Source organism: Sphingomicrobium astaxanthinifaciens, assembly GCF_022865105.1.
Taxonomy (GTDB): domain Bacteria; phylum Pseudomonadota; class Alphaproteobacteria; order Sphingomonadales; family Sphingomonadaceae; genus Sphingomicrobium; species Sphingomicrobium astaxanthinifaciens.
On record NZ_JAKNYM010000002.1, the window covers coordinates 1,197,365 to 1,214,944 of the forward strand.

At 66.1% G+C, this 17,580-nt stretch carries 19 protein-coding genes; all 19 read left to right on the forward strand.

The features are described from left to right. Positions 1-119 precede the first annotated feature (119 nt). The 19 genes from efp to nuoN all read left to right on the forward strand — a co-directional run bounded on the left by efp (position 120) and on the right by nuoN (position 17,577). Positions 120-683 (forward strand): elongation factor P, encoded by a 564-nt coding sequence (gene efp / locus L8951_RS10065; RefSeq protein ID WP_244382925.1) that lies wholly within the window; start codon positions 120-122, stop codon positions 681-683. Next, on the forward strand, positions 683-1,261 hold the full coding sequence (locus tag L8951_RS10070; RefSeq protein WP_244382926.1) for a DUF302 domain-containing protein: 579 nt from the start codon (positions 683-685) through the stop codon (positions 1,259-1,261). The genes efp and L8951_RS10070 overlap by 1 nt, the downstream gene beginning before the upstream one ends. Then, on the forward strand, positions 1,255-2,067 hold the full coding sequence (locus L8951_RS10075; protein ID WP_244382927.1) for an inositol monophosphatase family protein: 813 nt from the start codon (positions 1,255-1,257) through the stop codon (positions 2,065-2,067). The genes L8951_RS10070 and L8951_RS10075 overlap by 7 nt, the downstream gene beginning before the upstream one ends. 109 nt (positions 2,068-2,176) lie before the next feature. Continuing rightward, positions 2,177-2,554 carry an NADH-quinone oxidoreductase subunit A gene (gene ndhC, locus L8951_RS10080; RefSeq protein WP_244382928.1) on the forward strand — a complete coding sequence of 126 codons (378 nt, stop codon included), beginning with the start codon at positions 2,177-2,179 and terminating at the stop codon, positions 2,552-2,554. A gap of 68 nt (positions 2,555-2,622) precedes the next feature. Next, entirely contained in the window at positions 2,623-3,114 is a 492-nt protein-coding gene (locus tag L8951_RS10085; protein WP_244383235.1) for a NuoB/complex I 20 kDa subunit family protein, read from the forward strand. 10 nt (positions 3,115-3,124) lie between these two features. Further along, positions 3,125-3,997 (forward strand): NADH-quinone oxidoreductase subunit C, encoded by an 873-nt coding sequence (locus L8951_RS10090; protein WP_244382929.1) that lies wholly within the window; start codon positions 3,125-3,127, stop codon positions 3,995-3,997. Continuing rightward, positions 3,994-5,259: an NADH-quinone oxidoreductase subunit D gene (locus L8951_RS10095; RefSeq protein WP_244382930.1), complete on the forward strand. Its 1,266-nt coding sequence runs from the start codon at positions 3,994-3,996 to the stop codon at positions 5,257-5,259. The genes L8951_RS10090 and L8951_RS10095 overlap by 4 nt, the downstream gene beginning before the upstream one ends. Continuing rightward, positions 5,259-5,924: a complex I 24 kDa subunit family protein gene (locus L8951_RS10100; protein ID WP_244382931.1), complete on the forward strand. Its 666-nt coding sequence runs from the start codon at positions 5,259-5,261 to the stop codon at positions 5,922-5,924. Before L8951_RS10095 ends, L8951_RS10100 begins: the two co-directional genes overlap by 1 nt. A 4-nt stretch (positions 5,925-5,928) precedes the next feature. Further along, positions 5,929-6,078: a hypothetical protein gene (locus tag L8951_RS10105; RefSeq protein ID WP_244382932.1), complete on the forward strand. Its 150-nt coding sequence runs from the start codon at positions 5,929-5,931 to the stop codon at positions 6,076-6,078. Then, on the forward strand, positions 6,078-7,385 hold the full coding sequence (gene nuoF, locus L8951_RS10110) for an NADH-quinone oxidoreductase subunit NuoF (protein ID WP_244382933.1): 1,308 nt from the start codon (positions 6,078-6,080) through the stop codon (positions 7,383-7,385). The genes L8951_RS10105 and nuoF overlap by 1 nt, the downstream gene beginning before the upstream one ends. Further along, positions 7,382-8,023, forward strand: a complete 642-nt coding sequence (locus L8951_RS10115) for a hypothetical protein (protein ID WP_244382934.1) — start codon at positions 7,382-7,384, stop codon at positions 8,021-8,023. The genes nuoF and L8951_RS10115 overlap by 4 nt, the downstream gene beginning before the upstream one ends. Continuing rightward, positions 8,016-10,031, forward strand: a complete 2,016-nt coding sequence (nuoG, locus tag L8951_RS10120) for an NADH-quinone oxidoreductase subunit NuoG (RefSeq protein ID WP_244382935.1) — start codon at positions 8,016-8,018, stop codon at positions 10,029-10,031. The genes L8951_RS10115 and nuoG overlap by 8 nt, the downstream gene beginning before the upstream one ends. Next, the gene (gene nuoH / locus L8951_RS10125; protein ID WP_244382936.1) at positions 10,028-11,083 is read left to right on the forward strand and encodes an NADH-quinone oxidoreductase subunit NuoH; all 1,056 of its coding nucleotides are present in this window, start codon (positions 10,028-10,030) and stop codon (positions 11,081-11,083) included. Before nuoG ends, nuoH begins: the two co-directional genes overlap by 4 nt. Next, positions 11,080-11,562 carry an NADH-quinone oxidoreductase subunit NuoI gene (nuoI, locus tag L8951_RS10130; protein WP_244382937.1) on the forward strand — a complete coding sequence of 161 codons (483 nt, stop codon included), beginning with the start codon at positions 11,080-11,082 and terminating at the stop codon, positions 11,560-11,562. The genes nuoH and nuoI overlap by 4 nt, the downstream gene beginning before the upstream one ends. An 18-nt stretch (positions 11,563-11,580) precedes the next feature. Beyond that, positions 11,581-12,186 carry an NADH-quinone oxidoreductase subunit J gene (locus L8951_RS10135; RefSeq protein ID WP_244382938.1) on the forward strand — a complete coding sequence of 202 codons (606 nt, stop codon included), beginning with the start codon at positions 11,581-11,583 and terminating at the stop codon, positions 12,184-12,186. Between the two features lie 28 nt (positions 12,187-12,214). After that, positions 12,215-12,520 carry an NADH-quinone oxidoreductase subunit NuoK gene (gene nuoK / locus L8951_RS10140; RefSeq protein ID WP_244382939.1) on the forward strand — a complete coding sequence of 102 codons (306 nt, stop codon included), beginning with the start codon at positions 12,215-12,217 and terminating at the stop codon, positions 12,518-12,520. Between the two features lie 7 nt (positions 12,521-12,527). Further along, a complete protein-coding gene (gene nuoL, locus L8951_RS10145; protein WP_244382940.1) occupies positions 12,528-14,579 on the forward strand; it encodes an NADH-quinone oxidoreductase subunit L in 2,052 nt (683 codons plus the stop codon). Beyond that, positions 14,579-16,132 (forward strand): NADH-quinone oxidoreductase subunit M, encoded by a 1,554-nt coding sequence (locus L8951_RS10150; RefSeq protein WP_244382941.1) that lies wholly within the window; start codon positions 14,579-14,581, stop codon positions 16,130-16,132. Before nuoL ends, L8951_RS10150 begins: the two co-directional genes overlap by 1 nt. Beyond that, entirely contained in the window at positions 16,132-17,577 is a 1,446-nt protein-coding gene (gene nuoN / locus L8951_RS10155) for an NADH-quinone oxidoreductase subunit NuoN (RefSeq protein ID WP_244382942.1), read from the forward strand. The genes L8951_RS10150 and nuoN overlap by 1 nt, the downstream gene beginning before the upstream one ends. Positions 17,578-17,580 lie beyond the last annotated feature (3 nt).

Here is a 17,580-nt window from a genome sequence, read left to right on the forward strand (position 1 = left end):
CGCGTCCGGTCGGTCGGTGCCTCTAAGGCATTGGCCCGGTTCTTTCAGACTGTCGGTGAAGCGAAGGGCATCCGCGGATGTCCTGCCGGTCGGGCGAAGAAGATAGAGGAATTCGAGTCATGAAGATGAATGCGGTCGATATCCGTCCCGGCAACATCATCGAATATGAAGGCGGCCTGTGGAAGGCGGTCAAGATCCAGCACACGCAGCCCGGCAAGGGTGGCGCCTACATGCAGGTCGAACTCAAGAACATCGAGGACGGGCGCAAGACCAACGTGCGCTTCCGCTCGGCGGAATCGGTCGAGAAGGTGCGCCTCGACACCAAGGACTATCAGTATCTCTTCGCCGACGGCGAGGAGCTGACCTTCATGGACAAGGAGACCTACGAACAGGTCATCGTCCAGAAGGAGCTGCTCGGCGACCAGGCCGCCTTCCTCCAGGACGGGATGGACGTCATCCTCGAGACCTATGAAGAGCGGCCGATCAGCGTCCAGCTGCCGCAGTTCGTCGAGGCCGAGGTGGTCGAGGCCGACGCGGTGGTGAAGGGCCAGACCGCGAGCGCTAGCTACAAGCCCGCGGTGCTCGACAATGGCGTGCGCATCATGGTCCCGCCGCACATCACCGCGGGCACCCGCGTGATCGTCGACACCGGCGATTTCACCTACTCGAAGCGCGCCGACTGATGATCCGCGCCCTGTCCCTCCTTCTGGCCGCCACCGCGCTCGCCGGGTGCGGCCAGCAATGGTCGACCCCGCCCGAGGAAGCGGCGACAGTGGACGGCGCGGGCGAGGCCGGGGTCAAGGCGAGCGGCGAGGAGGTCGCGACCTTCGGCAACGGGGTGAAGACCGTGACGAGCGATGCCGGGGTCGAGGCGACGGTTGCCCGGCTCGAGGCCGCGCTCGAGGCCGGCGGCTTCGGCATCGTCGCCCGGCTCGACCATTCGAGCAATGCGGCGAGCGTCGAGCTCGACATGTCCCCCGCGGTGTCGATCTTCTTCGGCAAGCCCGAGGTGGGGACGCACCTGATGCGCGCGGCGCCCTCGGCCGCGCTCGACCTGCCGCAGCGGATGGCGGTCTACCAGGACGCCGAGGGGCTGACGCAGGTCGCGTACAACAGCCCGCTCTGGCTCGCCTCGCGGCACGGGATCGAGGGGCAGGAGCAGCGGCTCGAGGCGGTCGCGGGGGCGTTGGAACAACTGGCGATGGCCGCGGCGGGCAAGGGCCCCGGGTCGGCGCAGAAGGAAGAATCGGATTCATGGTAAGCCACTCGGGCCTCATCACCGTCATGGAACGCGCCGCGCGCAAGGCCGCGCCGCGACTGCGCCGCGATTTCAACGAAGTCGAGCAGCTCCAGGTCTCCAAGAAGGGCCCCGCCGACTTCGTGTCGATGGCCGACAAGCGCTGCGAGGCGACGATCGTCGACGAACTGCGCCACGCGCGCCCCGACTGGGGCATGCTGCTCGAGGAAGGCGGCGAGATCGAGGGCAATCCCGACAAGCCGCGCTGGATCGTCGATCCCCTCGACGGCACCTCGAACTTCCTCCACGGCATCCCGCATTTCGCGATCACCATCGCGGTCGAGGACAAGAAGCCCAACGGCGATCCCGAGATCACCCATGCGCTGACCTACCAGCCGATGACCGACGAGAGCTTCTGGGCCGAGAAGGGGCGCGGCGCGTGGCTGCAGGACCAGCGGCTGCGCGTGTCGGCGCGGCGGCATCTCGACGAGGCGCTGGTGGGCACCGGCATGCCCCATTTCGGGCGCGGCGACATCGGTCGCTGGACGCGCATCTACGGCGCCATCGGCAGCCAGGTCTCGGCGGTGCGGCGCTTCGGCGCGGCGAGCCTCGATTTCGCCTGGGTCGCGGCGGGGCGGCTCGACGGCTTCTGGGAAGACGATCTTGACCTGTGGGACGTGGCCGCGGGGCTGCTGCTGGTCAAGGAAGCGGGGGGCTTCGTGACCGATTATCGCGGGCAGGACCGGATGCTCAAGAAGCGCGAATATCTGGCCGCCAACGGCGACCTGCATTCCAAGCTCCACAAGCTGCTCGCGGGCGCGCTGCGCTGACACCCGATTGCGAACGGTTCGCAATAGCTAACGCGGGGCTTTAGGCGGTTGCGAAGCGGTCGCTTCCTGTCCTAAAGCCGCGCCGAAACCTCAAGCCGGAGACCGTCCCTTGGCCGACGTTGCCGTCGATTATCTGCCGATCCTCCTGTTCCTGTTCGTCGCGGGCGGGTTGTCGGCGCTGTTCGTGTTCCTGCCGATGGGCGTGTCGCGGCTGACCGGGGCGCACAAACCCGATCCCGCCAAGCTGTCCGAATATGAGTGCGGCTTCCCCGCCTTCGAGGACAGCCGCGACCAGTTCGACGTGCGTTTCTACCTCGTCGCCATCCTGTTCATCGTCTTCGACCTCGAAGCCGCCTTCCTTTTCCCCTGGGCCGTCAGCCTGTGGGGCACCGGCTGGGCGAGCTGGATCGCGATGATGATCTTCCTCACCGAACTGACGCTGGGCCTCGTCTACGCCTGGCAGAAGGGAGCCCTCGAATGGGAGTAACCTACAGCCCCAAGCCGACCGAACAGGACATCGCGCGTGCCGCGGGCCTCGAAGTGGGCTCGCCCGACATGGCCAAGTTCGAGGAGATGCGCAAAGAGCTCGATGAAAAGGGCTTCCTCGTCACCTCGACCGAGGACCTGTTCACCTGGGCGCGCACCGGCAGCCTGTGGTGGATGACCTTCGGGCTCGCCTGCTGCGCGGTCGAGATGATCCACGTCAACATGCCGCGCTACGACCTCGAGCGCTTCGGCGCCGCGCCGCGCGCGAGCCCGCGCCAGAGCGACGTGATGATCGTCGCCGGCACGCTGTGCAACAAGATGGCGCCCGCGCTGCGCAAGGTCTACGACCAGATGAGCGAGCCGCGCTACGTCATCTCGATGGGCAGCTGCGCCAATGGCGGCGGCTATTACCACTATAGCTACAGCGTCGTTCGCGGTTGCGACCGCATCGTGCCGGTCGACGTCTACGTGCCGGGCTGCCCGCCGACCGCCGAGGCGCTGCTCTACGGCATCCTGCAATTGCAGCGGAAGATCCGCCGCGAGGGGACGATTGAAAGGTGATTGGCGAGCGATGAGCCTGGCTTTTCCCAGATATGCCGAGCGATCGGACTTTCTCGACGCGCTGCGCCGCGACCATGGCGACGGCATCGTCGCGCATCGCACCGAGGTGGGCGAACAGACGCTGGTGGTGACGCGCGAGGCGCTGGTGCCGGTGATGAGGGCGCTGCGCGATACCCATGGCTACCAGCAGCTGATGGAGATCGCGGGGGTCGATTTTCCCGACCGCGCCGAGCGTTTCGAGGTCAACTATTGCCTGCTCTCGGTGACGCACAACCACCGCTTGCGGGTGAAGGTGTCGACCGACGCCGACACCCCGGTGCCGAGCGTGACCGGGCTGTGGCCCGTGGCGGGCTGGCTCGAGCGCGAGGTGTTCGATCTCTACGGGGTCGATTTCGCGGGCAACCCCGACCTGCGCCGGATCCTCACCGACTATGGGTTCGAGGGACATCCGCTGCGCAAGGACTTCCCGCAGACGGGCTATGTCGAGATGCGCTATTCGGAAGCCGAGAAGCGCGTCGTCTACGAGCCCGTCAAGCTGCCGCAGGATTTCCGCAACTTCGACTTCCTCAGCCCGTGGGAAGGCCCCGAATATCGCTTGCCGGGCGATGAGAAGGCCGAGCCGCACGAGGCGGGCGGGGCGAGCCCCGCCAAGGCGACCGGCGAGCCGACCCGGGTCAAGGCCAAGGCGGGACCGGGCGATCCCAAGACCACCGAGGGCCCCGAGGACACGGGCGCGGGCGAGCCGACCAACGAGGAAGTGCGCGAGGACGCGCGCGACCCGGTCGCCGAGAAGGCCGATCATGCGGGCGGCAAGGCGACCGACACGCCCTCGCCCGAGACGCGCGAGGACGCCCCCGCCCAGCCGCGCAAGGGAGACAAATGATGGCCAAGGTCGAGATCCAGACCTTCCCCGACGAGCGGGCGGCCGATTTCGAGGCCGCGCGCACGGGCGCGCTCGATCACAACCCCGGTGACGATGCCGTCTCGAACTACACGATTAACTTCGGCCCGCAGCATCCGGCGGCGCACGGGGTGCTGCGTCTGATCATGGAACTCGACGGCGAAATCGTCGAGCGCGTCGACCCGCATGTCGGGTTGCTGCATCGCGGCACCGAGAAGCTGATCGAATATCGCACCTACGCGCAGGCGCTGCCCTATTTCGACCGGCTCGACTACTGCTCGCCGATGTGCATGGAGCACAGCTATGTGCTCGCGGTGGAAAAGCTGCTCGGGCTCGAGGTGCCGATCCGCGCGCAATATATCCGCGTGCTGATGGCCGAGCTGACCCGCATTTCCAACCACATGCTCAACCTTGGCAGCCACGTCATGGACGTGGGCGCGATGACGCCCAACCTGTGGCTGTTCGAGGTGCGCGAGGACACGCTCCAGTTCTACGAGAAGGTGTCGGGCGCGCGCATGCACGCCAATTATTTCCGCGTCGGCGGGGTCCACCAGGACATCCCCGAGAGCGTGCTGGCGGAGATGAGCGACTGGCTCGACAACCGCCTCCAGCTGTTCGAGGACGCGATGAGCCTCGTCGTCGACAACCGCATCTTCAAGCAGCGCAACGTCGATATCGGGGTGGTATCGAAAGATGATGCGCTGGCGTGGGGCTTCTCGGGGCCGATGATCCGCGCGAGCGGCATCCCGTGGGACCTTCGCAAGTCGCAGCCCTACGAGGTCTATGACCGCATGGAATTCGACGTGCCGGTGGGGACCAAGGGCGACTGCTACGATCGCTTCATGGTCCGCGTCGAGGAAGTCCGCCAGTCGGCGCGCATCATGCGCCAGTGCCTCAAGGACATGCCCGACGGGCCGATCGGCAGCTTGGACCGCAAGGTCTTCCCGCCCAAGCGCGCGGAGATGAAGCAGTCGATGGAAGCGCTGATCCACCACTTCAAGCTCTACACCGAGGGCTATCACGTCCCCGAGGGCGAAGTGTATGTCGCGACCGAAAGCCCCAAGGGCGAGTTCGGCGTCTATCTCGTCGCCGACGGGACCAACAAGCCCTATCGCTGCAAGATCCGGCCGACCGCCTTTTCGCACCTGCAGGCGATGGATTTCATGATGAAGGGCCACATGCTCGCCGACACCACCGCGGTGCTCAGCGCGATCGACGTGGTCTTCGGGGAGTGTGACCGCTAATGGCGCTTCGTTATTTCGCTCCGGATACGCCCGAACTCCGCGACAAGTGGGGTGGGTTCGCGTGGGACGAGGTGTCCGCGCCCAAGGCCGAGTTCATCCTCGCCAAATACCCGGAAGGGCGCCAGGCCTCGGCCTGCCTGCCCTTCCTCGACCTTGCCCAGCGGCAGGTCGGGCGGATGACCGACACGCAAGGATGGCTGCCGATCCCGGTGATCGAGTTCGTCGCCAGGAGCCTCGACATGCCCGTGGTCAAGGTGATGGAAGTGGCGAGCTTTTACACAATGTACAACCTCGTGCCGGTCGGCAAATATCACGTGCAGGTGTGCGGCACGACGCCGTGCATGCTGCGCGGGTCGGACGATGTCATGAAGGCCTGCAAGGCCAAGGGCATGAAGAAGGGCCACACCACCGAGGACGGGTTGTTTACGCTGACCGAGGTCGAGTGCATGGGCACCTGCGCCAATGCGCCGATGGTCCAGATCAACGACGACAATTACGAGGACCTCACCGAGGAGAGCATGACCGCGATCCTCGAGGCCCTCGAGCGCGGCGAGCAGCCCAAGGTGGGCAGCCAGGTCGGGCGCACCTCGAGCGAGCCGATCGAGGGGCCGACCACGCTCAAGAAGATGACCGAGCGCAACTACGACTATCGGGGGCAGTGGTAGCGCCATGCTGCACACCCTCATCAAGATCGGCGCGGCGCTGCTGGGGCTGCTGCTCGCCTTCTGGATCCTGAAGAATGTCTTCGGGCTGATCATCGGCGTGGCGCTGGCCGGGCTGCTCTATGTCGGCACGACCAAACTCCTGGAGAAAAAGTGATGAGCGGCATCACCTCGCTCACCGACAAGGATCGGATCTTTACCAACCTCTACGGTTTCCAGAGCCCCGGGCTCAAGGAAGCGCAGGCGCGCGGCGACTGGGACGATACCAAGACGCTGCTCAAGCGCGATCCCGATGCGATCATCGAGGAGGTCAAGGACAGCGGGCTGCGCGGGCGCGGTGGCGCGGGCTTCCCGACGGGGATGAAGTGGGGCTTCATGCCCAAGGAGCCCAAGCCCGGGCGCCCCAATTTCCTCGTCATCAATGCGGACGAATCCGAGCCCGGTTCGTGCAAGGACCGCGAGATCATCCGCCACGATCCGCATAAGCTGATCGAGGGCGCGCTCCTGTCGTCCTTCGCGATGCGCGCGCGCGCCGCCTATATCTACATTCGCGGCGAATATATCGCCGAGGCCGAGGCGATGCAGCGCGCGATCGACGAGGCCTATGCGGCCGGGCTGATCGGCAAGAATGCCTGCGGGTCGGGCTATGATTTCGATCTCTTCCTCCACCGCGGCGCGGGCGCCTATATTTGCGGCGAAGAGACCGCGATGCTGGAGAGCCTCGAGGGCAAGAAGGGGCAGCCGCGCCTCAAGCCCCCGTTCCCCGCGGGCGCGGGGCTCTACGGCTGCCCAACCACCGTCAACAACGTGGAATCGATCGCGGTCGTGCCGACGATCCTTCGCCGCGGCGCGGCGTGGTTCAAGAGCTTCGGGCGCGAGAACAACCACGGCACCAAGCTGTTCCAGATCAGTGGCCATGTGAACCAGCCCTGCGTGGTCGAGGAGGCGATGAGCATTCCCTTCCGCGAGCTGATCGACAAGCATTGCGGCGGCATCACCGGGGGGTGGGACAACCTCCTCGCGGTGATCCCGGGCGGCTCGTCGGTGCCGCTGGTTCCCGCCAAGGACATCATGGACTGTCCGATGGACTTCGACGGGCTCAAGGAGCAGGGCTCGGGGCTCGGCACCGCTGCGGTCATCGTCATGGACAAGAGCACGGACATCGTGAAGGCGATCAGCCGCATCTCCTACTTCTACAAGCATGAGAGCTGCGGCCAGTGCACGCCGTGCCGCGAGGGCACGGGCTGGATGTGGCGCACCATGGAGAAGCTGGTCGAGGGCGATGCCGAGGTCGGCACCATCGACCGGCTGTACGATGTCACCAAGCAGGTCGAGGGCCACACTATTTGCGCGCTCGGCGATGCGGCGGCGTGGCCGATCCAGGGACTGATCCGCCACTTCCGTCCCGAGATCGAACGCCGCATCCACGAGCGTGGCGGCAGCGCGATGGAGGCGGCCGAATGAAGCGGATCATCGCCACCCTCGCGGTCGCGACGCTGTTCGCCACCGCTCCGTCCGCGGCGCAGCGGCGCGGCGCCGAGCTGTCGGTCGCCGACCAGCGCGCGGCGGCAGCGGCATGGTCGCAGTGCATCGCCGACGAGTTCGAGCCCGAAGCGGCGCGGCTGCTGGTGATGGATTTCACCTCCACCAGCTACAAGGTGGGGATGCGGCAGCTGGCCAAGACGCGCGTCTCGCAAGGCTGCTTCGATTCGATCGACCGCGACTATCGGCGGCTGCGGCTGAGCGGGCTGCCCTTCGCGGGCGGGCTGGCCGAACGGCTGCTCGAGAAGGAAGACGCGCCGCTGCTCGAGCGCCTAGCGATGGCGGCGATCGGGGCCGAGGCGCCGACCTTCTCGATCACCGACAAGATGGCGATGTGCACGGTGCGCGGGGCGCCCAACCTGGTCGCCGACCTGTTCGCGACCGAGATCGAGAGCGCGGCCGAACAGGCGGCCTACGAGGCGCTCCTCCCTGTGACCCAGATCTGCTGGACGGGCGATGCGGCGCTGTCGATCAGCCCGTTCGGGCTGCGTTCGATGCTGGCCACGGCGAGCTACCGGCTGCTCGCCGCGCAAGACAATGAAGGAAGAGACGATGCCTAAGGTCCAAGTCGACGGCGTCGAGATCGAGGTCCCGCAGGGCGCGACCGTTCTGCAGGCGTGCGAGCTGGCGGGCAAGGAAATCCCGCGTTTCTGCTATCACGAGCGGCTGTCCATCGCGGGCAATTGCCGGATGTGCCTCGTCGAGGTGAAGCCGGGGCCGCCCAAGCCGCAGGCGTCGTGCGCGCTGCCCGCCGCCGACGGGCAGGAAATCCGCACCGACACGCCGATGGTCAAGAAGGCGCGCGAAGGGGTGATGGAGTTCCTCCTCATCAACCACCCGCTCGACTGCCCGATTTGCGACCAGGGGGGCGAATGCGACCTCCAGGACCAGGCGATGAGCTATGGTCGCGGCACCTCGCGCTATGACGAGAACAAGCGCGCGGTCGAGGACAAGTATATGGGGCCGATCGTCAAGACGGCGATGACCCGCTGCATCCAGTGCACCCGCTGCGTGCGCTTTGCCGAGGAAGTCGCGGGCACCCCCGAGATGGGGATGTATTTCCGCGGCGAGGACAGCCAGATCACGACCTATCTGGAAAAGGCGCTGACCTCGGAGCTGTCGGGCAATCTCCACGACCTGTGCCCGGTGGGCGCGCTGATGAGCAAGCCCTACAGCTACGAAGCGCGTCCGTGGGAGCTGAAGAAGGTCCCGGGGATCGACGTGATGGACGCGGTCGGCTCGAACATCCGTTACGAGGTGCGCGGGCGGCAGGTGATGCGGGTGCTGCCGCGCATCAACGACGACGTCAACGAGGAGTGGCTGACCGACAAGGGCCGTCACCATGTCGACGCGCTGGTGCGCGGGCGCCTGGACCGTCCGTGGATCCGCGAGAACGGCAAGCTGCGCGCCGCCGACTGGGGCGAGGCGCTGCAGCTGTTCGCCGACCAGCTGGGCGAGGCCAAGACCAAGGTCGCGGCGATCGCCGGCGATCTTCTCGATGCCGAGACGATGTATGCTGCCAAGGCGCTGCTCAAGACGCAGAAGGCCAAGCTCATGGAAGGGCGGCAGACGGGGATGGACTATGATGTCTCCGACCTCGGCAGCGTGCGCTTCAACACGCCGATCGGCGCGGTGGAGAATGCCGACGCGATTTTCCTCGCGGGCACCAACCTTCGCTGGGAAGCGCCGCTCATCAACACTCGCGTGCGCAAGGCCGTGCGCCGCGGCGCCAAGGTGTTTGCGCTCGGGCCACAGGTCGACCTCGGCTATCCGGTCGAGTGGATCGGCGAGGACCTGACGGCGCTCGCGAAGCTGCCCAAGGCGGTCAAGGATGCCTTCAACGCGGCGCAGAAGCCGGTCTTCATCACCGGCCCCGCGGTGCTCGCCGCGGGCGGGCAGGGCGATGCGCATGCCGCCGCGCATGCGCTCGAGGTGATCAAGGGCGATTGGAACGGCTACAACGTCCTCCACACCGCCGCTTCGCGGATGGCGGGGCTGATGCTCGGCTATGCGCACGAGAAAGGCATGGCGGGGATCATCGCCGCCAAGCCCAAGATGGTCCTCCTCCTTGGGGCCGACGAAGTCAGCGCCGACGCCTTCCCCAAGGCCTTCAAGGTCTATGTCGGCCATCATGGCGACAAGGGGGCGCGGCTTGCCGACCTCGTGCTGCCGGGCGCGGCGCCGGCGGAAAAGCATGGCACCTATGTCAATGTCGAGGGTCGCGTGCAGCGCTCGGAGAAGGCCTGTTTCGCGCCGGGCGACGCGCGCGAGGACTGGTCGATCTTCCGCGCGGTCAGCGACCTGACCGGCAAGACGCTGCCGTTCGACAACCTCGCGCAGCTGCGCGCGGCGATGATCAAGGACACGCCCGCGCTGGGGCTGGATGACGGCACCATCGTCGAGCTGCCCTTCAACCCGCCGTCGCTCGCGGCGAAGGGCGAGGGGGCGCTGCGCTACCCGATCAGCGACTATTACCTCACCAACGCCATCTGCCGTCACAGCCCGACGATGCAGCGCTGCTCGGCCGAGCTGGTGCATGGTGAAAGCTTCGCGGAGGCCGCCGAATGACCGCCTGGTTCGAAAGTCTGGGCATGAGCCATGGCTGGGCCTGGTTCATCGCCAACATGATCGGCATCCTTGCCATCGCGCTGCCGCTGATGCTGGCGGTGGCGATGATCATCTATGCCGAGCGCAAGATCTGGGCGGCGATCGCGCTGCGGCGCGGGCCTAACGTGGTCGGCCCCTTCGGGCTGCTGCAGAGCTTCGCCGACGGGTTGAAGGTCTTCCTCAAGGAAACGATCATCCCGGCGAGCGCCAACAAGGCGCTGTTCCTGATCGCGCCGATTATCACCTTCACCGTCGCGCTGCTCGTCTGGGCGGTGGTGCCCTTCGATGTGGGCGTGGTGCTCGCCGACCTCAACATCGGGCTGCTCTACATCCTCGCGATCGGGTCGATCGGGGTCTATGGGGTGATCATCGCGGGCTGGGCGTCCAACTCGAAGTATCCTTTCTTCTCGGCGCTGCGCGCGGCCGCGCAGATGGTCAGCTACGAGGTCAGCCTCGGCTTCGTGATCATCTGCGTCGTGCTGTGGGCCAACAGCTTCAACATGACCGAGATCGTGCTGGCGCAGAAGGCGCACGTGTTCGGCTTCCTCAACGGCTTCGGGTTCAACCCGCTGCTGTTCCCGATGGCGGTGGTGTTCCTCATCTCCTCGATGGCCGAGACGTTCCGCACGCCCTTTGACCTCGTCGAGGCCGAGAGCGAGCTCGTCGCCGGGCACCAGACCGAATATAGCTCGATGAGCTTCGCGCTCTTCTGGCTCGGCGAATATGCCAACGTGCTGCTGATGTGCGCGTTGAACGCGATCCTCTTCTGGGGCGGGTTCCTGCCGCCGGTCGAGGTCGAGTTCCTCTACTGGGTGCCGGGGATCGTCTGGCTGTTCGCCAAGATCCTGCTGTTCTTCTTCATCTTCGGGTGGGTGAAGGCGACGGTGCCGCGCTATCGCTACGACCAGCTGATGCGGTTGGGGTGGAAGATCTTCCTGCCGCTGTCGATCCTCTTCGTCATGCTCGTTTCGGGCTACCTCATGCTGACGCGTTATTCGGGAGGTGCGCTGTGATTGCCCACGCGCTCAAGTCTTTCACGCTCTGGGAATTTTTGAAGGCGCACGTCCTGACCTTGAAGTATTTCTTCAAGCCCAAGGCGACCATCAACTATCCCTATGAGAAGACCCCGCAGTCGCCCCGTTTCCGCGGCGAGCATGCGCTGCGGCGCTATCCCAACGGCGAGGAGCGCTGCATCGCCTGCAAGCTGTGCGAGGCGATCTGCCCGGCGCAGGCGATCACCATCGAGGCCGAGCCGCGCGAGGACGGGTCGCGCCGCACCACGCGCTACGACATCGACATGGTCAAGTGCATCTATTGCGGGCTGTGCCAGGAGGCCTGTCCGGTCGATGCCATCGTCGAGGGGCCCAACCTCGAATTCGCGACCGAGACGCGCGAGGAACTCTATTACGACAAGGCCAAGCTTCTCGAGAACGGCGACAAGTGGGAACAGGCGATTGCCGCCAATCTTGCCGCCGACGCCGCCTATCGCTAACGCCCGCGAGCAGAACCCATGACCCTAGCAACCCTCGTCTTCACGCTGTTCGCCAGCCTCGCCATCATCTCGGCGTTGCTCGTGGTGTTCGCGCGCAATCCCGTGCACAGCGTCCTGTGGCTGATCGTCACCTTCTTCAACGCCGCGGGACTGATGATCCTGCTCGGCGCCGAATTCATCGCGATCCTCGTGATCCTCGTCTATGTCGGCGCGGTCGCGGTGCTGTTCCTGTTCATCGTGATGATGCTCGACGTCGATTTCGCGCAGCTGCGCAGCGGATTCACCAAGAACCTGCCGTTCGGCATCCTCATCGCGCTGGTGCTGCTCGCCGAAATGGGGATCGCGGTGATCGCGGGGCAGGCGGGGCCGGTCATCGCCGATGCGCCGCCGCCGCTCGAGCAGTCGAACATCGTGGCGCTGGGCGAGCTCATGTACGGGCGCTACCTCGTGCCGTTCGAACTGTCGGGGCTGATCCTGCTGGTGGCGATGATCGGCGCGATCGTGCTCACCCACCGGACCCGCGGCGACGTGCGCCCGCAGGACGTGTCCAAGCAGGTCCAGCGGCGTCCCGAGGACGCGGTGGTGCTCAAGCAGCCGGAAAGCGGCAAGGGGGTCGAACTGTGATCGGACAGGCTGTGAAAGGACGCCAATCATGATTGGCCTCGGGCATTATCTCGCCGTCGCCGCGGTGCTCTTCACCATCGGCGTGCTCGGCATCTTCCTCAATCGCCGCAACATCATCCTGATGCTGATGGCGATCGAGCTCATCCTCCTGTCGGTGAACATCAACCTCGTCGCCTTCTCGGCCTATCTCGGGGACCTCACTGGGCAGGTGTTCGCCATGTTCGTGCTGACCGTCGCCGCCGCCGAGGCCGCGATCGGGCTCGCGATCCTCGTGATCTTCTTCCGTCGCCGTGGCTCGATCGCGGTCGATGACGTCAATCGGATGAAGGGCTAAGCCTCCCATGCAGTCGATCATCCTCATCGTCTTCCTGCCGCTCGTGGCAGCGATCATCGCCGGGCTCGGCGGGCGCGCGATCGGCAAGGTGCCGGCCAAGCTCGTCACCACCGGCGCGCTGTTCCTCGCCTGCGCGCTGTCGTGGCCGATCTTCATCGGCTTCCTGACGGGCGCCAACGAAGCGACCGTCGTGCCGGTGCTCGACTTCATCAACTCGGGCGACCTCAGCGTCGACTGGGCGCTGCGCGTCGACACGCTGACCGCGGTGATGCTGGTCGTGGTGACCACCGTGTCGAGCCTCGTCCACCTCTATAGCTGGGGCTATATGGAGGAGGACCCCTCGCAGCCGCGCTTCTTCGCCTACCTGTCGCTCTTCACCTTCGCGATGCTGATGCTGGTGACCGCCGACAGCCTCGTGCAGATGTTCTTCGGCTGGGAAGGGGTCGGGCTCGCCTCCTACCTCCTGATCGGCTTCTGGTACCACAAGCCCTCGGCCAATGCCGCCGCGATCAAGGCCTTCGTCGTCAACCGCGTCGGCGATTTCGGTTTCAGCCTCGGCATCTTCGCGGCGTTCCTCGTGTTCGGCACGGTGAGCATCCCCGCGATCCTCGAGGCCGCGCCGGCGATGGTCGGCTCGACCATCGGCTTTGCGGGCTACGGGGTCGACACGCTGACGCTGATCTGCATCCTCCTGTTCATCGGCGCGATGGGCAAGTCGGCGCAGCTCGGGCTGCACACCTGGCTGCCCGACGCGATGGAGGGCCCGACCCCGGTGTCGGCGCTGATCCACGCCGCCACGATGGTCACCGCAGGCGTGTTCATGGTCTGCCGCCTGTCGCCCCTGTTCGAAGTCGCGCCCTACGCGATGGACGTGGTCACCTATGTCGGCGCGGCGACCGCGATCTTCGCGGCCACCGTCGGGCTGGTGCAGACCGACATCAAGCGCGTCATCGCCTATTCGACCTGCTCGCAGCTCGGCTACATGTTCTTCGCGGCCGGGGTCGGCGCCTATGGCGCGGCGATGTTCCACCTGTTCACCCACGCCTTCTTCAAGGCGCTGCTGTTCCTCGGCGCGGGCTCGGTCATCCATGCCATGCACCACGAGCAGGACATGCGCTATTATGGCGCGCTGCGGAAGAAGATCCCGCTGACCTTCATCGCGATGATGCTCGGCACGCTGGCGATCACCGGCGTGGGCATCCCCGGCACCTATTTCGGCTTCGCGGGCTTCTTCTCGAAGGACGCGATCATCGAGAGCGCCTATGCCGCCGCGCAGTTCGGCAACACCGCGGGCGGGTTCGCTTTCTTCATCGGCGTGCTCGCCGCGCTGCTGACGAGCTTCTACTCGTGGCGCCTCATCTTCCTCACCTTCTACGGCAAGCCGCGCTGGGCCGCCTCGGAGCATATCCAGCACGCGGTGCACGGCGAACACGAGCTGCCCGAGGAGGAGACCGACCACGAGCATGCGGCCAAGCCGGTCGAGGGCACGGCGGGCTACCACCCGCACGAGAGCCCGTGGACGATGCTCGTCCCGCTCGGCGTGCTGTCGCTGGGGGCGGTGGCGGCGGGCTTTGCCTTCTACTACCCCTTCTTCGGGACCGAGGAAGGCGCGGTCTTCTGGGCCGGCAGCCTCGTGCACAATGCCACGCTGGTGGACGCCGCGCATCATGTGCCGCTGTGGGTGAAATGGTCGCCCTTCGCGGTGATGGCGCTGGGGCTGCTGCTCGCCTGGAACAATTATATCCGCAACCCGGGCGCCCCGGCGAAGATCGTCGCCGCGACGGGGGGGCTCTACGCTTTCTTGAAGAACAAGTGGTATTTCGACGAGCTCTACCACCATCTGTTCGTGAAGCCCTCGCTGGCGATCGGTCGCTTCTTCTGGAAGCGCGGCGACGAGAAGACGATCGACCGTTTCGGCCCGCACGGCGCGGCCAAGCTCGTCGACTGGGGCAACGGGCTCTCGGCCCGGCTGCAGTCGGGGTACCTCTATAGTTATGCGCTGGTCATGCTGCTCGGCCTCATTGCCGCGGCGACCTGGGCCTTCTGGTGGGCGAACTGATGGACTTTCCCATTCTTTCCGCGATGATCGCGGTCCCGCTTGTCGCGGGGATCATCGTCTTGTTCCTCAACGACAATGGCGCGCGCTGGACGGCGCTGCTCGCCACGCTGGCGAACTTCGCGCTCGGGGTCGTGCTGTGGCAGGCCTATGAGATCGGCGGCGATCGCTGGCAGTTCACCGAATATGTCGGCCTTGGCGAGGGTACGCTGGTGCCGGCCTGGGCGCTCGGCATCGACGGCATCGCGCTGATGCTGATCATGCTGTCGGTGTTCCTGATGCCGATCTGCATCGGCGCCTCGTGGCGCGCGATCACCCGCCGCGTGCCCGAATATATGGGGGCCTTCCTCCTCATGGAGGCGCTGATGGTCGGCGTCTTCGCGGCGCAGGACCTGCTGCTCTTCTACATCTTCTTCGAGGGCGGCCTCATCCCGATGTACCTGATCATCGGTATCTGGGGCGGCGCCGAGAAGATCAAGGCGGCCTACAAGTTCTTCCTCTACACGCTGTTCGGCTCGGTGCTGATGCTGGTGGCGATGCTCTACATGATCCTCGATGCGGGGACGACGAGCATCCCCGCGCTGATGGCTTATGATTTCCCCGCCGGGGTGCAGTGGTGGCTGTGGCTTGCCTTCTTCGCCAGCTTCGCGGTCAAGATGCCGATGTGGCCGGTTCACACCTGGCTGCCCGACGCGCACGTCCAGGCGCCGACCGCGGGTTCGGTGATCCTCGCCGGCGTGCTCCTCAAGATGGGGGGCTACGGGTTCATCCGCTTCTCGCTGCCGATGTTCCCCGAGGCGAGCGCCGACTTCGTCCCGCTGGTGTTCATCCTGTCGGGGATCGCGGTGGTCTACACCAGCCTCGTCGCGCTGGTGCAGCGCGACATGAAGAAGCTGATCGCCTACAGCTCGGTCGCGCACATGGCCTTCGTCACCTTCGGGCTGTTCGCCTTCAACCGGCAGGGGATCGAGGGCGGGCTGATCGTGATGCTCAGCCACGGCCTCGTCTCGGGCGCGCTCTTCCTGTGCGTCGGGGTGGTCTACGACCGCCTCCATACCCGCGAGATCGCGCGCTATGGCGGGCTGGCCGACAACATGCCGGGCTATGCGGTGCTGTTCTTGCTGTTCACCATGGCCTCGATCGGGCTGCCGGGCACGTCGGGCTTCGTCGGCGAGTTCCTCGCGCTCGTGGGCACCTACGAGATGTCGAGCTGGGCGGCGATCGTGGCCACCACCGGGATCATCCTCGGCGCGGGCTACATGCTCTGGCTCTACTGGCGCATGTGCTACGGCACCCAGAAGAACGCCGACGCGGCCGCCATGCCCGACCTGTCGATGCGCGAATGGTGGCTGCTCGTCCCGATTGCCGCGGTGGTGATGTGGATGGGGATCTATCCCGAAAGCTTCATGGCGCCGATGCGCGATGACGTCGGCCACCTGCTCGAGCGGATCGAGCCCGCGCAAGTCCATTTCGACGCGCGTCCCACCGAGGGGACGGGTGTCGCGGCGGCGTCCGTCACGGACACCGCGACCGATCATAAGGGTGGGGCCCACTGATGACCTACAATTTCGCTGCCATCCTGCCGGAACTGATCCTCGTCTTCGGGGAACCGGTGCTGATGCTGACCGCCTCGACGATGGGGGCGCGCGCCACCCGGCTGACGACCTGGGGCACGGTCGCGCTGCTCCTCGCCGCCACGCTGGCGGCGCTGTTCACCACCGAGCCCGGCACCGCCGGGCCGTTGTTCGGCGGGCTGATGTCGGCCGACCCCTTCGCGGTCTATGGCAAGGTGCTGATCTACCTGTCGGGCGCGGTGGCGATCATCGCCGCCGACCGCTGGTTCGGCGACGACGTGCTGCACGGCCCCGAATATCCGGTGCTGATCCTGCTCGCCACGGTGGGGATGAGCGTCATGGTCTCGGCGACCAATCTCGTCACCCTCTATGTCGGGCTCGAGCTCAACAGCCTGGCCGCCTACATCCTCGCCTCCTATCGCCGCACCGATGCGCGCTCGGCCGAGGCGGGGCTCAAATATTTCGTCCTCGGCGGGCTTGCCAGCGGCATCCTCCTCTACGGGATCAGCCTCGTCTACGGCTTTACCGCGACCACCGATTTCAGCGGCATCGCGGTCGCCTTCGGGCGCGACGAGCCGCTCGGCATCGGGCTCCTGTTCGGGCTGGTCTTCACGATGGCGGGGCTGGCCTTCAAGATCTCGGCGGTGCCGTTCCACATGTGGACCCCCGACGTCTACGAGGGCGCGCCGACCCCGGTCACCACCTTCTTCGCCTCGGCCCCCAAGATCGCCGCCGTGCTGCTCGCCGCGCGCGTCTGTTTCGAGGCGATGGGCCCCGCGGTCGATGCCTGGCGGCAGATCGTGGTGTTCGCCGCGCTCGCCTCGATCTTCCTCGGCGCGATCGCGGCCTACGGCCAGACCAACATCAAGCGGCTGCTGGCCTATTCGTCGATCAACAACATCGGCTTCGTGCTGATCGGGCTGGCCGCGGGCACCCCGGCCGGGGCGAGCGCGATGCTCTTCTACATGGCGATCTACACGGTGATGACGCTGGGCGCCTTCCTCGTCGTGCTGTCGCTGAAGAACGCGCAGGGCGAACCGCTCGAGGCGATCGCCGACCTAAAGGGCCTGTCGCAGACGCGCCCGGGCATGGCGGCCGCGCTCGCGATCTTCATGTTCAGCCTCGCCGGCATCCCGCCGCTGTTCGGCTTCTGGCCCAAGCTGCTCGTCTTCAACGCCGCGGTCGAGGCGGGGCTCGTCGCGCTGGCGGTGGCGGGCATCGTCGGCACGGTGGTCGGGGCCTTCTATTATCTCAAGGTCATCAAGATCATGTATTTCGACGAGCGCGAGCAGGAACTGGCGACCAGCTGCGGCCCGCTCGAGCCGATCTTCATCGCGATCTTCGCGCTGATCGTCAGCCCGCTCGGCTATTTGCTGATCGGCCCGCTCGGTGACTGGTCGGCGACCGCCGCGGGGGCGCTGTTCTGAGCC

Excerpts from the sequence above, each read along its gene's own strand:
- nuoK (WP_244382939.1), top strand. The coding sequence starts at position 12,215 with ATGATTGGCCTCGGGCATTATCTCGCCGTCGCCGCGGTGCTCTTCACC.
- nuoN (WP_244382942.1), top strand. The coding sequence starts at position 16,132 with ATGACCTACAATTTCGCTGCCATCCTGCCGGAACTGATCCTCGTCTTC.
- L8951_RS10085 (WP_244383235.1), top strand. The coding sequence starts at position 2,623 with ATGGCCAAGTTCGAGGAGATGCGCAAAGAGCTCGATGAAAAGGGCTTC.
- L8951_RS10135 (WP_244382938.1), top strand. The coding sequence starts at position 11,581 with ATGACCCTAGCAACCCTCGTCTTCACGCTGTTCGCCAGCCTCGCCATC.
- L8951_RS10150 (WP_244382941.1), top strand. The coding sequence starts at position 14,579 with ATGGACTTTCCCATTCTTTCCGCGATGATCGCGGTCCCGCTTGTCGCG.
- L8951_RS10090 (WP_244382929.1), top strand. The coding sequence starts at position 3,125 with ATGAGCCTGGCTTTTCCCAGATATGCCGAGCGATCGGACTTTCTCGAC.
- L8951_RS10100 (WP_244382931.1), top strand. The coding sequence starts at position 5,259 with ATGGCGCTTCGTTATTTCGCTCCGGATACGCCCGAACTCCGCGACAAG.
- nuoG (WP_244382935.1), top strand. The coding sequence starts at position 8,016 with ATGCCTAAGGTCCAAGTCGACGGCGTCGAGATCGAGGTCCCGCAGGGC.
- L8951_RS10075 (WP_244382927.1), top strand. The coding sequence starts at position 1,255 with ATGGTAAGCCACTCGGGCCTCATCACCGTCATGGAACGCGCCGCGCGC.
- nuoL (WP_244382940.1), top strand. The coding sequence starts at position 12,528 with ATGCAGTCGATCATCCTCATCGTCTTCCTGCCGCTCGTGGCAGCGATC.
- L8951_RS10115 (WP_244382934.1), top strand. The coding sequence starts at position 7,382 with ATGAAGCGGATCATCGCCACCCTCGCGGTCGCGACGCTGTTCGCCACC.
- efp (WP_244382925.1), top strand. The coding sequence starts at position 120 with ATGAAGATGAATGCGGTCGATATCCGTCCCGGCAACATCATCGAATAT.
- L8951_RS10105 (WP_244382932.1), top strand. The coding sequence starts at position 5,929 with ATGCTGCACACCCTCATCAAGATCGGCGCGGCGCTGCTGGGGCTGCTG.
- nuoH (WP_244382936.1), top strand. The coding sequence starts at position 10,028 with ATGACCGCCTGGTTCGAAAGTCTGGGCATGAGCCATGGCTGGGCCTGG.
- L8951_RS10070 (WP_244382926.1), top strand. The coding sequence starts at position 683 with ATGATCCGCGCCCTGTCCCTCCTTCTGGCCGCCACCGCGCTCGCCGGG.
- L8951_RS10095 (WP_244382930.1), top strand. The coding sequence starts at position 3,994 with ATGATGGCCAAGGTCGAGATCCAGACCTTCCCCGACGAGCGGGCGGCC.
- nuoF (WP_244382933.1), top strand. The coding sequence starts at position 6,078 with ATGAGCGGCATCACCTCGCTCACCGACAAGGATCGGATCTTTACCAAC.